The 13,652-nt window shown below is 54.3% G+C and carries 11 protein-coding genes and 2 tRNA genes; 1 reads left to right on the top strand and 12 read right to left on the bottom strand.

Features of this window, described 5'->3' with window-relative positions; genetic code table 11:
- Positions 1-2: 2 nt before the first annotated feature.
- From QV747_RS01190 to QV747_RS01155, 8 genes are all read right to left on the bottom strand, one after another.
- Entirely contained in the window at positions 3-1,841 is a 1,839-nt protein-coding gene (locus tag QV747_RS01190) for a SurA N-terminal domain-containing protein (RefSeq protein WP_273428245.1), read from the bottom strand.
- A gap of 123 nt (positions 1,842-1,964) precedes the next feature.
- Positions 1,965-2,041: transfer RNA gene (locus QV747_RS01185), tRNA-Asp, on the bottom strand.
- Between the two features lie 39 nt (positions 2,042-2,080).
- Positions 2,081-2,353: an HU family DNA-binding protein gene (locus tag QV747_RS01180; RefSeq protein WP_028448819.1), complete on the bottom strand. Its 273-nt coding sequence runs from the start codon at positions 2,351-2,353 to the stop codon at positions 2,081-2,083.
- Positions 2,354-2,437: 84 nt separating this feature from the next.
- On the bottom strand, positions 2,438-4,852 hold the full coding sequence (lon, locus tag QV747_RS01175) for an endopeptidase La (RefSeq protein WP_273428249.1): 2,415 nt from the start codon (positions 4,850-4,852) through the stop codon (positions 2,438-2,440).
- 125 nt (positions 4,853-4,977) lie between these two features.
- Entirely contained in the window at positions 4,978-6,246 is a 1,269-nt protein-coding gene (gene clpX / locus QV747_RS01170; protein WP_273428252.1) for an ATP-dependent Clp protease ATP-binding subunit ClpX, read from the bottom strand.
- An 83-nt stretch (positions 6,247-6,329) separates the two neighbouring features.
- A complete protein-coding gene (gene clpP, locus QV747_RS01165; protein ID WP_034618664.1) occupies positions 6,330-6,959 on the bottom strand; it encodes an ATP-dependent Clp endopeptidase proteolytic subunit ClpP in 630 nt (209 codons plus the stop codon).
- Positions 6,960-6,987: 28 nt separating this feature from the next.
- A complete protein-coding gene (gene tig / locus QV747_RS01160; protein WP_028448815.1) occupies positions 6,988-8,289 on the bottom strand; it encodes a trigger factor in 1,302 nt (433 codons plus the stop codon).
- Positions 8,290-8,369: 80 nt separating this feature from the next.
- Positions 8,370-8,454, bottom strand: a tRNA-Leu gene (locus tag QV747_RS01155).
- Between the two features lie 208 nt (positions 8,455-8,662).
- Here QV747_RS01155 and QV747_RS01150 point away from each other — a divergent pair.
- Positions 8,663-9,001: a P-II family nitrogen regulator gene (locus QV747_RS01150; RefSeq protein ID WP_028448814.1), complete on the top strand. Its 339-nt coding sequence runs from the start codon at positions 8,663-8,665 to the stop codon at positions 8,999-9,001.
- A gap of 64 nt (positions 9,002-9,065) precedes the next feature.
- Here the strand turns inward: QV747_RS01150 and QV747_RS01145 are convergent, their stop codons facing one another.
- The 4 genes from QV747_RS01145 to bioF all read right to left on the bottom strand — a co-directional run bounded on the left by QV747_RS01145 (position 9,066) and on the right by bioF (position 13,461).
- Positions 9,066-10,541, bottom strand: coding sequence for a cobyric acid synthase (locus QV747_RS01145; RefSeq protein ID WP_273428258.1), 1,476 nt, complete (start codon positions 10,539-10,541; stop codon positions 9,066-9,068).
- Between the two features lie 62 nt (positions 10,542-10,603).
- Positions 10,604-11,380 carry a pimeloyl-ACP methyl ester esterase BioH gene (bioH, locus tag QV747_RS01140; RefSeq protein ID WP_273428261.1) on the bottom strand — a complete coding sequence of 259 codons (777 nt, stop codon included), beginning with the start codon at positions 11,378-11,380 and terminating at the stop codon, positions 10,604-10,606.
- 18 nt (positions 11,381-11,398) lie between these two features.
- Positions 11,399-12,271, bottom strand: coding sequence for a Rossmann-like and DUF2520 domain-containing protein (locus QV747_RS01135; protein ID WP_273428262.1), 873 nt, complete (start codon positions 12,269-12,271; stop codon positions 11,399-11,401).
- Entirely contained in the window at positions 12,265-13,461 is a 1,197-nt protein-coding gene (gene bioF / locus QV747_RS01130; protein WP_288791460.1) for an 8-amino-7-oxononanoate synthase, read from the bottom strand. The genes QV747_RS01135 and bioF overlap by 7 nt, the downstream gene beginning before the upstream one ends.
- Positions 13,462-13,652: the final 191 nt, after the last annotated feature.

The raw sequence follows: 13,652 nt of genomic DNA, 5'->3' as shown, positions 1-13,652 counted from the left end.
AATTACTCGGCGGCTTTGCTGAATTGCTTGCTGTATTTCACGCTGATTTCTTTCTTTAGCGCTTCCAAATACGCATTCATCTCAACCTGACCATACATACGGGCCAGATTTTCATCGAGCTGGAATTTGTTTTGTGGGCTGAGCTCAGGTGCAGCGATGGTTTTGCCCACTTTATACAGCACATAACCTTTACCCGGTACTGCTGCGCCAACGAAGGCCGGCTTTTGATTGCCATCCACCTTGAAGATCGCCTTCAAATCAGCTTCCGCCACGCCAGGAGCCGCTAGGCGGCTAAACTGTTGCACCTCGCCCCAAGCCAGCGCCACATCTTGGCCAGCTTGCAGCGCTTTGAGTTTGGCCTGACCATCAGCCGCCGCCAGTTTCAGCGCCTTTTCGTTTTTCAGTTGCGCAGCGATCTGGGCACTCACATCGGCCAAAGGCTGAGTTTGTGCTGGTTTGTGCTCGACCACGCGGGCTGAAATCAGCTTGCCATTGGCCAGTTCGATGGCTTCTGAATTGTGCTTTTTCTTCAGCACATCATCACTGAAAATCGCTTCCAGCAGTTTCGGGTTTTTCAAGCCTTCATCTTTGCTCGCTTCACGGCTCAGCCAATCACTTTTCTCGATCTTGAGTTTGAGCTCATCGGCCACCGGCTTGAGGCTATCGGCTTGCTGGTAAACCAGCTCACCAAACTTCTCCGATTGCACTTGGAACGCGGCTTGGGCTTTGTCCATTTTTAGCTTGTTTTCGATCATCGGCTTCAGATCAGCTAGCGTAGCGCCCTTGATGTCATCCAGCTTCAAAATATGGAAGCCAAACTCGGTCTCAACCACGCCACTGAGTTGGCCCTTTTGCAGTTTGAAAGCCGCCTCTTCAAACGGTTTTACCATCGCACCGCGCGCAAAGAAACCCAAATCACCGCCATTCGCAGCCGAGCCTGGATCTTGCGATTTGGCTTTGGCTAATTCAGCAAAGCGGGTTGGATTGGCCTTGAGTTCGGCCAAAATTTGTTCAGCCTGCTGGCGTACTTTGGCTTTTTCATCAGCCTTCATGTCCTTCGGGGCATTCAGAAGGATGTGGCTGACTTTACGTTCTTCTTTGGCTAATTCAGATTTGTGCGCCTCGAAGTATTTCTGGATTTCTTCTTCGCTCACGGCTTGCGTGGCCGCCAGATCACTCTGCGACAGAATCACGTATTCCAGCTTGACTTGCTCAGGAGCTTTAAACTTGGCCAGGTTGCTATCGTAATATTGCTTGATCTCAGCATCTGATGCGGTCGCCTGAGCCAGATATTGTGCGGGCGCCAAAACGACTTGGTTTACTTCACGCTTTTCGCCCATCAGCTGATTCAAGCGTTGCAGTTGGGCATTCGAGGCAAAGCCAGTCTGCATCAAGCCATCCATCAATTGGCGCAGTACCAGATCTTTTTTGACTTTCTCTTCAAACTGGGCTGGTGACATTTGCTGCGAGGCCAGCAATTCTTGATAGCGTTTGGCGTCAAACTTGCCATCGACCTGGAAAGCAGGAATTGCAGCAATCGCATTGCGCAATACCGCATCCGGCACAGTGAGGCGCAGCTTGTTGGCTTGCTCACTGAGCAAATGTTGGCGGACGAGTTGCTCAACGACCATTGGCTTCATTTCATTGGGAATCGCTTGATTACCAATGGCCTCGGCCAATTCACGCTCAGTAATCGGTGTTTTGCCGACCTTCGCCAAGTAGTTATCGCCTTGGCTCATCGCGTCATAACCGCTAAAACCAATCCCAACCACCAAACCTACGGAGATCATCCCCAAGATCACCTGCACGGCGGTTTTATTATTGTGTACAAAATCAAACATGGAAGACCGACTCCTGCTTTACATGCGGCATATCATGCCAGATTGCTTGCAGCCTGTCTGTAAGAGAAGCAATGATTGGCGGGAAAACAAAAGGGCAAACACAGTGTGTTTGCCCTAGAGCTTTGGCGGAGTGGACGGGGCTCGAACCCGCGACCCCCGGCGTGACAGGCCGGTATTCTAACCAACTGAACTACCACTCCTTGGCGAGTCTGTCATTGTGACGACTGCCGACTACAAAATTACTGCACCGCGTCTTTCAGTGATTTACCAGCGCGGAATTTTGGCTGTTTCGCCGCAGCGATCTTGATTGATTCGCCAGTGCGTGGGTTACGACCAGTGCGCTCTTCGCGCTCTGATACATAGAAAGAACCAAAACCAACCAGCGTCACTTCTTGACCACTTTTGAGCGCGTTGGAGATCGCTTCTACGGTTGCATCCAGCGCTTTACCAGCTGCGGCTTTTGACAGGCCCGCTGATTCAGCGATTGCGTCGATGAGTTCCGATTTATTCACTTACATCCCCTTTCAATTTTGATTAGACCAATCCGGTTGGTAGATTGCTTAATGTTTATATCAAGACCGCAAAATCAGTGTCAATCAATGCTTGACGCTGTGTTGGTTTGTATCAACGCTTGCTACCGGCAAGGATTCTTCCCCGGCAGTACTGGCTGGCGCTGCTTCTGGCAGTCGCTCCAGCGCATAGCTGAGCACCTCATCAAACCACTTGACGGGGTGAATAGCAAGCCCTCGTTTCACGTTATCAGGGATTTCACTCAGGTCTTTGGCATTTCCATCCGGAATCAGCACGTGTTTGATGCCACCACGGTGCGCCGCCAGCAGTTTTTCCTTCAGCCCACCGATGGGCAATACCTCGCCGCGTAGCGTAATTTCACCGGTCATGGCCACATCACAACGCACGGGTATACCCGTCAACACCGATGTCAGCGCCGTCGCGATGGCAATACCCGCCGATGGGCCATCTTTTGGTGTGGCACCTTCGGGCAAGTGGATATGCATATCATTTTTCTGGTAGAACTCGGGATCAATCCCCAAGCTTACCGCTCGTGAACGCACGACCGAGAGTGCCGCCTGGATCGATTCCTGCATCACATCACCGAGCTTACCGGTTTGGATCATCTTGCCTTTACCCGGCAATTTCACTGTCTCGATCGTGAGCAACTCACCACCGACCTCAGTCCAGGCCAAGCCCGTCACCTGACCGATTTGGTTTTGCTGTTCGGCCATACCAAAGTCAAAACGCCGCACACCTAGGTATTTCTCCAGGTTTTTGGCATTCACGACGATCTTTTTGTCGCTTGGCTTCAGTAACAAAGCCGTTACTACCTTACGGCAAATCTTGGCCACTTCACGATCCAAGCTGCGCACACCGGCTTCACGAGTGTAATAGCGGATAATGTCGCGCACTGCCGATTCGCTAATCTGCAGCTCACCCTCTTTCACGCCGTTATTCTTCATCTGCTTGGGCACCAAGTACTTCAGCGCGATGTTCACTTTTTCATCCTCGGTGTAACCCGAAAGACGGATGATTTCCATCCGATCCAGCAGTGGTGCCGGGATATTGAGCGAATTGGCGGTGGCCACAAACATCACATCCGAGAGATCATAATCAACCTCAAGGTAGTGGTCGCTAAACGAATGGTTTTGCTCAGGGTCCAATACTTCCAGCAGCGCAGCAGATGGGTCACCACGGAAATCACTACCCAATTTGTCCACTTCATCCAGCAAGAACAGCGGGTTTTTCACGCCCACCTTGGTCATGCTTTGCAAAATTTTGCCGGGCATAGAGCCAATGTAGGTGCGGCGATGCCCGCGGATTTCCGCTTCATCCCGTACCCCACCCAGCGCCATGCGCACGAATTTACGGTTGGTCGAACGCGCAATGCTCTCCCCCAGCGAGGTTTTACCCACCCCTGGCGGCCCAACCAAGCACAGAATTGGGCCTTTGAGCTTTTCAACGCGGGTCTGCACCGCTAGATACTCAACAATGCGCTCTTTTACTTTTTCCAGACCATAGTGATCTGCATCTAGCACGGTTTCAGCTTCGGTCAGGTCTTTGCTGATCTTGGTTTTTTTCTTCCAAGGCAATGCCAGAATGGTATCAATGTAATTACGCACCACCGTCGCTTCAGCCGACATAGGCGACATCATGCGCAGTTTTTTCAACTCGCCTTCAGTCTTTTCGCGCGCTTCTTTGCTCATACCAGCGGCTTTGATACGTTTTTCCAGCTCATCCAGATCGGCGCTCTCATCAAGCTCACCCAGCTCTTTCTGAATGGCCTTGACCTGCTCATTCAGGTAATACTCTCGCTGACTTTTCTCCATCTGGCGTTTGACTCGCCCACGGATGCGTTTTTCTACCTGCAGAATATCGAGCTCGGCTTCGAGTTGCTTCAGCAGATGATCCATGCGTTCGGCAACATCTTCCATCTCCAGCACGGCTTGCTTTTGCTCCAGCTTAAGGGGCAAATGTGCCGCGACGGTATCGGCCAAACGGCCGGCAGTATCAATCCCAGCCAACGATGACAAAATCTCAGGCGGGATTTTTTTATTCAGTTTGACGTATTGATCGAACTGCCCCAGCAAGGTGCGGCGCATGGCTTCGGTTTCATTGCTGTCTTCTGCAGCTGGCTCCTGCGGAATCGCCACCACGCGGTAATAACCGTCGTCGTCAACCAGCTCCAGCACTTTGGCACGCTGCACCCCTTCAACCAGCACTTTCACCGTACCATCTGGCAGCTTAAGCAATTGCAACACCGTGGCGACGGTACCAATCGGATAAACGTCCGCAAAGGTTGGCTCGTCTTTGGCGGCGTTTTTCTGTGCCACCAACAGAATATGCTTACCAGAATCCATGGCAGCTTCGAGTGCCTTGATCGATTTGGGGCGTCCCACAAACAGTGGTATCACCATATGCGGAAACACCACCACATCCCGCAAAGGCAACACTGGGAATGAAGTCGTTTCTGAAGGCAGTAATGAATGCTCGGACATGTTTTATGACCTAGTCAGGGATATAAGACTCAATATGTGGCTTCTTGGGCGTTTATTCAATCACCCGCCACAAAATAGATACACCCAGCCTGATGCACGCTCAGGCTGGGTGTCTAGCTTAGGAATTAAACTGCAGCAGAATCAGCCGCAACCGGCACGTATTCAGGCTGAGCTTTACCAGCAATCACTTCCGGCGTAACAACCACTTTAGCAACACCTTCCATCGCCGGCAGCTCAAACATGGTATCCAAGAGCGTTTGCTCGACAATTGAGCGCAAACCGCGTGCACCGGTTTTGCGCTCCATCGCCTTGTGGGCAATGGCAAGCAAGGCTTCAGCACCAATTTCCAGCTCGACTTCTTCCATCGCAAACAGTTTTTGGTACTGCTTGATCAGGGCATTCTTCGGCTCAGTCAGAATTGAAATCAGCGCAGCTTCATCGAGCTCGGCCAAGGTGGCCACTACTGGCAGACGACCAACAAACTCAGGAATCAAACCAAAGCGAATCAGATCATCGGGCTCCACTTCGTGCAGCAGTGCGCCAATTGATTTGCTATCGTCCTTGCTATTTACCTCAGCACCAAAACCAATCCCGCCCTTCACCGAGCGATTGCGAATGATTTTGTCCAAGCCTTCAAACGCACCGCCACAAATGAACAGGATATTGGTGGTATCCACCTTTGGCATATCCTGATTCGGATGCTTGCGGCCACCATGTGGCGGCACCGAAGCGACAGTACCTTCTACGAGCTTCAGCAGGGCCTGCTGCACGCCCTCACCCGATACATCGCGGGTGATCGATGGGTTTTCTGATTTGCGCGCAATTTTGTCCACTTCATCCAGATAAACGATGCCGCGCTGCGCTTTCTCGACGTCGTAATCGCATTGCGCCAAGAGTTTGGCGATGATGTGCTCAACGTCCTCACCCACATAGCCCGCTTCGGTGAGCGTAGTGGCATCGGCAATCACAAACGGCACATCCAGCGTTTTAGCCAAGGTCTGCGCCAGCAGGGTTTTACCTGAGCCAGTTGGGCCAATCAGCAGAATATTGGATTTGGCCAGCTCCACTTCATCACCGGCAACCCCTTTGGTTGAAAGGCGTTTGTAGTGGTTATATACCGCCACGGCGAGGATTTTCTTGGCGCGCTCTTGGCCGACCACATACTGATCGAGCACATCGCGAATTTCGGTCGGCAGTGGCAAACGCTTGCCATTTGGTGTGGTTGGCTCAAGCTCGGTCACCTGCGCAGCTTCTTCGCGGATTACATCCGTGCAAAGCTCGATACACTCGTTGCAGATAAAAACTTGTGGGCCGGCGATCAGTTTTTGCACTTCATGCTGGCTTTTGCCGCAGAACGAGCAATACAGGAGTTTATCGTTGGATTTATCTGACATAGACAGCCAATTCCGCGTTAATTCATTCAGAGAAACAAAAGCCGCCAGGGTTGCTGGCGGCCTTTTAGGGTCTGACTTACTGGTTAACCTGCCAGCGCGGCTCGTGAAACCAGTACCTGATCCACAAGGCCGTAGGCTTTGGCTTCTTCAGCATTCATGAAGTTATCTCGATCCGTATCGCGCTCGATCGTTTCGAGATTCTGGCCGGTATGCTCAGCCAGCAATTCATTCAAAGTCCGTTTGGTCTTCAGCAATTCACGGGCATGAATCTCGATATCGGAAGCTTGCCCTGCCAAACCACCAATCAGGGGCTGGTGAATCATGATGCGAGAATTAGGCAGCGAGAAACGCTTACCCTTGGCACCACCCGACAGCAAGAATGCGCCCATCGAGGCCGCCATACCCACACACAAAGTCGAAACATCAGGCTTGATGAACTTCATGGTGTCGTAAATGGCCATCCCGGCTGTTACCGAGCCACCTGGCGAATTGATGTAGAGCGAGATGTCCTTGTCTGGATTTTCTGACTCGAGGAACAGCAGCTGTGCCACGATCAGATTCGCCATCTGATCATTGACCGGGCCCACCAAAAAGATCACCCGCTCTTTGAGCAAACGCGAATAGATATCGTAGGCGCGCTCACCTCGGCCGCTTTGTTCCACGACCATCGGCACCAAGCCAATATTGTGCGGATCAAAATCCATCAATGACATCTCCACAGACTAGATAGAAAGATCAAGCTTATTGCTGACCCATCAACTCGTCAAATGCAATTGCTTGCTCTGTAACTTTGGCTTTTGAAAGCACGAAGTCAACTACGTTATCTTCCAGCGCCATATTGGTTGGTGCAGCCAGACGCTCTGGGCTCGCATAGTACCAAGCTACTACTTCAGATGGATCTTCGTAGTTTTGCGCCAGATCTTCAACGATGGCTTTCACTTGCTCTGGCTTAGCTTCCAGCTTTTCAGCTTTCACCAGCTCAGACAGAGTCAGGCCAAGATGCACGCGGCGTTTAGCTTGGGCTTCAAACAAAGCGGGGTTGAATGGCACCATTTTTGGATCGATGCCGCGCGCTTGCATATCCGCTTGCGCACCTTCAACCAGACGGCCGATTTCCATCGATACCAGTGATTTTGGCAATTCGATTGGCGTCGCATCAATCACGGCGCTCAGCGCTGTTTCTTTCACGCGGGCTTTCAGACGGAAACGCACTTCACGCTCCAGATTAGCTTTCACTTCTTCGCGCATTTTAGCCACATCGCCATCAGCAATGCCCAGGCTCTTCGCGAATTCAGCGTCAACTTCTGGCAGTTGGGCCGCAGCCACGTTTTTCACCGTGATTGCAAATACGGCGGTTTTGCCAGCGACGTCTTTACCGTGGTATTCCGCTGGGAAGTTCACAGTAACGTCTTTGCTCTCGCCTTCTTTCATGCCCACTACACCAGCTTCGAATTCTGGCAACATCTGACCTTTACCGATCAGGAAGGCATAGTTTTCAGCGGCACCGCCAGCAAACTCAACACCATCAATCGCGCCTTTGAAATCGATGATTACGCGATCGCCTTCAGCAGCAGCGCGCTCTACGCGCTCGTAACGGGTACGTTGGCTACGCAGGATATCAACGGTTTTGTCGACTTCAGCATCGCTCACAGTCAGGGTTGGCTTTTGCAACTCAACACCGCTCAAGTCGCCCAGTTTCACCTCTGGATATACTTCGAAAGTCGCTACGAATTCGAAATCGCCGCCTTCAGTACCTTCTTTAGGCTCGAAGCGTGGGTAGCCTGCCACTTGCAGGTTTTGCTCAACCACAGCTTGACCGAATGAACGCTCAACGGTTTCACCCAGCACTTCTTCCTGAATACGGAAACCGTAATTCTGGAAAACCACTTTCAGCGGTGCTTTGCCTGGACGGAAGCCGTCGATCTTGGCAGTTTTAGCAACGCGCTTGAGGCGGGCGTCAACTTGTTTGCTGATTTCGTCGCGTGGTACTGAAATAGACAGGCGACGCTCTAGCGTGCTCAGAGTTTCCAGTTGTGCTTGCATGACCAGTAATCCTCACAGGTGCTCCGGATGGAACCACCCGGCATAGACTTGGATGTAACTTTAATTTGAAAAGAATTCGATGGTGCGAGCGGAGAGACTCGAACTCTCACACCTTGCGGCGCTGGAACCTAAATCCAGTGCGTCTACCAATTTCGCCACGCTCGCTTTTTAAGCCGTTACAGATAATAACGACTGAAATGTCTAGGTGCGCACTATAGAGCATGCTTGGCAAAAAAACAATCAATAGCGTTAAAAATCTTTCCATGAGTCGCGGTAATGCTGCGCTTGACGCAAGTGCGCATGGCAAAGCGTGGCGGGCCTCGTTTATACTCGCGGATAACCCTAACCCGCTTGCAATGCATTGAGGCACGCCATGAAAAAGATTGAAGCCATCATCAAACCATTCAAACTCGATGAAGTACGCGAAGCGCTGTCTGAGCTTGGTATCTCCGGCCTCACGGTCACCGAGGTCAAAGGTTTTGGCCGTCAAAAAGGCCACACCGAGCTGTATCGCGGCGCAGAATACGTAGTGGACTTCCTGCCCAAGGTAAAAATCGAAGTAGTGCTATCAGACGATCAAGTCGACACCGCGATCGAAGGCATCATCAAAGCCGCCCACACTGGCAAGATTGGCGACGGCAAGATTTTCGTGAGCCCGGTTGAACATGTAGTGCGGATTCGTACCGGTGAAACCAATGATCAAGCGGTGTAATCTCGCCGCTGGCTGGCAATAAAAAACGGCCTTAATGGCCGTTTTTTATTGCGCCTTGCTTGGATTAATCTGCCAGCACCAAGCCGGCCTGCGCCACACGCGACCAATCAAGCGCGGCATCCAGTGCATCGGTCAGCCGGTCGATTTCTCGCTCGAGCAACACTTGGGCATTGGGCACAGCGCTGGGCGCCAGCTGGCAACCCGCCCACGCCAGCAGCGATTGCAGTGCGGCCGGCTCGTCAAAGAGGCCATGCAAATAAGTGGCGATAATCTGCCCATCGGGCGACACCCAACCATCGTGGCGACCATCATCCAGAGCCGCAAAACGCGGCCACTCAGGCTCATTTACAGCGCACCATGTCGAGCGACCAACGTGGATTTCATAGCCTTTGATGGGCGCCTGATTAGCGACTACCTGCCCCGCTACATTGAGCAACTGCTTTTCGGCCTCTAATTCGGTTGCTATATGTATATGCCCCAAACCATTGGCAGATATAGCCCCCGACTCAATACCCTGTGGGTCAGCAATCGTCTCGCCCAAGATTTGCAGCCCACCGCACACACCAATCACTTTGCCGCCATAGCGCAAATGCCGCGCGATTTGCGCATCCCACCCTTGCGCGCGCAAATGCGCCAAATCGCCGAGCGTGTTTTTGCTGCCGGGAATAATTAGCAGATCGCATTCAGGCAGCGGCAAATTGGGGTTGGCAAACTCGCAGCGCACATTGGGCAAGCGGCGCAGCGGGTCGAAATCGGTGTGGTTCGAGATATGTGGCAAGGTGGCGATGACGATGCGAAATTCACCCTCGGCATTCGCCACCGTTTTCGGTAGCGCGTCTTCAGCGGCGATCTCGAGTCCATGCAAATACGGCACCACTGCCAACACGGGCTTGCCGGTTTTGGCTTCCAGCCAATCGCAGCCCGGTTGCAAGAGGCTAATATCGCCGCGAAAGCGGTTAATAATAAAGCCTTGAATTCTTGCCTGCTCCGACTCGCTCAAACACGCCAAGGTACCGACAAAATGCGCAAACACACCGCCGCGATCAATATCGGCGACCAGCCACACCGGGCAATCGGCCTCTTCGGCAAAGCCCATATTGGCAATATCGCCTTGGCGCAGATTAACTTCGGCCGGACTGCCCGCGCCTTCGACGATCACCCAATCGTATTGCGCCGCTAAGCGCCCCCACGATTCGAACACCGCGCGTTTGGCCGTCGTCTTGTAATCGTGATAATCCACTGCATCCAGATTACCGATGGATTTACCCTGAATAATCACCTGCGCGCGGCAATCGCTCGATGGTTTTAACAGCACCGGATTCATATCAGTATGCGCGGCCAAACCACACGCCACCGCTTGCACCGCCTGCGCACGACCAATCTCGCCACCGTCCTCGGTCACCGCTGAATTGAGCGCCATATTTTGCGGTTTGAACGGCGCAACTTTCACCCCGCGCCGCACCAGCAATCGACACAGCGCGGCGGTTAAGGTCGATTTACCTGCATCGGACGTGCAGCCTTGAATCATCAGCGTGGGCATGATTTATTCCAACAGGTATCTAGCTGCAGCCCATATCAATCAATAGCTACAGCGACATACCCTTATTGATTATCGAGCAGAAATTGTTTTTGCGTGGCAACAAAGTCCGCCAAGTGCGACAGAAACGGCGCATGGGCGGCTTTGTGATGCAGCCTAAATTGCGCCTGCGGCAGGGCATTGGCCAGCCACATCCCCGCCGCCAGCGGCGTCAGCGTATCGCGATCACCGTATTGCAGCAGCACCGGGCAATCGACTTTGACCACCTCAGCGCGCAAATCGGTGTCGCGCAAGATATTCAGACCATCGGCCAGATGCGCCAGCTTGGGCTCACCGTGTTTGAACAAATCAGCCAGCAATTCGCGCGTCACTTCGCGTGCGCTGGCGTCGCCCATTGCTTGCAGGCTGATAAAGCGTTTCAACGTGCCTTGCCAATCGGCTTGCAAACTCGCAGCAAATTGCTCGAGCACTTTTTGCGCCATCGCCGGCTGCCAATCTGGGCGCTGCATAAAACAGGGGCTAGAGGCGACCAGCGTCAGCGAGCGCACTTTATCGCGTTGCTGCAAGGCCCATTGCGTCGCCACCGCGCCGCCGAGCGACCAGCCCACCACCTGCACCGGAAACGGAAACGCCGAATCGACGGCATCCACCATCGCTGGCAAAGTGAGCGTGGCGTCGTCGGCCAGTTTGCTGCCGCCATGCCCGGGCAAATCGACAATATGCAGACAAAAATCGTTTTCCAGCTCACGCGCCACCGCCTGCCACACCGAGCCATTCATCGCCCAACCGTGCAACAGCACCACATCGGGGCCGCGGCCCCGCGTTTCAATCTGCAAATCCATACTCTCAGCCATGAAAAATTAAGACGCCACCTGCAAAAGCTGCCGCAGCGCGGCGTGTTGCGCAGCACTTAAGCGCTCGCCCGCCAGCGCCACGGTCTGCAGCCCCAACTCGCGATAGACCGGGTGCAAGGGCTGGGGCAAAACCGCCAGATGCGCCGCCACGGTGCGGTGATCGCCCCGCACAATCGGGCCGGTTAGCGCCGCGGCGGGCCCCAAGGCGGCGATATTGTGGAGTGTTTGCTGCATCAAGCTGGCAATCAGCGCCTGTGCCACAGGCTGATCTAGCCCAGCCTGAGCAGCGACCTGCTGCGCCAGCGCCGCTAACGTAACCTGAAAGTTCGACGCCATACTGAGCGCGGCATGATACGCCTGTTTCCGTTGCGCACCATCGGCGGCCGGCAAGTAGATGCTCTGCCCGCCCAGCGCTTGCGTAAACATATCCAGCGCCGAGAGCGCCGCTGGCGCGCCCTCGAGCGTGCAAAAGCTACCCGCAAACGTGGCCACCGCGCGCGCGGGGTCGGCAAAGGAAAAAGCCGGGTGCCAGCTGGCACAATGCGCGCCTTGCGCCGCCAACGGTGCAAGTTGATCGGCCGCCAGCGCACCGCTAGCGTGAAACACCACCGCACCCGCATTCACCACGCCAGCTTGGGCCAACTCGGCGGCAACGCTGGCAATTGCGCCATCAGGCACGGCCAGTAGCCACAAATCAGCCGGCGGTAAAGCGCTCAGTTGCGCGGCCACTTGACCTGCACCAATCCACTCGCAAGCGGCAGTACTGCTCACCAAGCTGCGTGAATAAATGCCAGCCAGAGCATAACGCCCACTTTGCTGGGCCAGCTGCGCAATACTTTTCCCTAAGCGGCCAGCGCCAAGCAGATTGAGCGTTAGCATGCGGCCGCCTTCGGCTGCGCAAGCAGCACCTGCCGAATTTCGGTACACAGGAAAGCCACTTCATCCGCAGTATGCGCGGCCGACAGCGTCACCCGGAGCCGTGGGGTGGGTACAGTGGGTGGGCGAATGGCTGCCACCAAAATCCCTGCTGCCAACAACGCCTGCGACAAAGCCAAGGCCGTAGCATTATCGGCCACAATGATGGGCTGGATGGCGGTATCTGAGGGCAGTAGCTCGCAGCCTGCCCCCGCTAATTCAGTCGCAAAAAACTGTTTGAAATAACGAATATGCGCCTGCAGCCGCTCGCGCCGGGCCTCGTCTTGCTCGATGACATCCAGACTGGCGTGCAGTGCGCTGGCCAACAGTGGTGGCGCGGCGGTGGTATAGATATACGCCCGGGCGGTATTGACCAGATAATCAATCACCACCTGCTCTGCAGCGATATACGCCCCAGCCACCCCGGCGGCCTTGCCCAGCGTGGCCATATAAATAATCCGCGGCGAGGCGAGCCCCAGCTCGGCCAAGCTGCCGCGCCCCTGCCCCAGCACCCCAAAGCCGTGCGCATCATCCACATACAGCACCGCGTCGTAGCGTTCCGCCAAATCCAGATAGGCTGCCAGCGGAGCCAGATCGCCATCCATGCTAAATACCGCGTCCACGGCAATCAGCTTGCGCGCCGCGCTGGAGCTCGCCAACAGGCGCTCCAGCTGCGCCACATCATTGTGTGTAAAGCGCTTAAAATCGGCGCGCGCGAGCTGGCAGGCATCATTGAGCGATGCATGGTTGAGCTTATCGGCAAATACCGCATCGCCGCGCCCCACCAGCGCCGAAATCGCCGCCAGATTGGCCATAAACCCGGTCGAGACCAAAATCGCCGCGGGCTTGCCACTAAAAGCCGCCAACCGCGCTTCCAAAGTATGCTGTGGCGTGAAATGACCGGTGACCAAGTGCGCGGCGCCACTCCCCACCCCCCAAGCCAGCACCCCCTGCTGGGCGGCGGCCACCACAGCCGGGTGATTAGCCAAGCCCAAATAATCATTGCTGCAAAAATTGAGCACCGTGCGGCCATCGTGCAAGCGCACGTGCGCGCCTTGTGGACTGGCCAGCTGGCGGCGTTCGCGCCACAAATGCTGGGCGCGGCGCTGCACTAGCGTGTCTTCCAGCTCGGCAAACAGAGAAATCGTCGACATAGGCGGGCCATTCATTCAGGGTGTCGCATTATTTTAACGGAACCATCCAGTGGGTCGATAATCAATCTGCATAGCGGCAGCACAATTATTACCGTTGCAGCAGTGCGGGAAAAACATGATTTATTGTTTCTGGTCATACGATGAACCGCCCCAGTACCGGCTATTTAAGATATGATGCCACCTTCTGAAAA

Source organism: uncultured Chitinibacter sp., assembly GCF_945957625.1.
Lineage (GTDB): Bacteria > Pseudomonadota > Gammaproteobacteria > Burkholderiales > Chitinibacteraceae > Chitinibacter > Chitinibacter tainanensis.
This window is presented reverse-complemented; position numbering and strand designations above follow the sequence as displayed.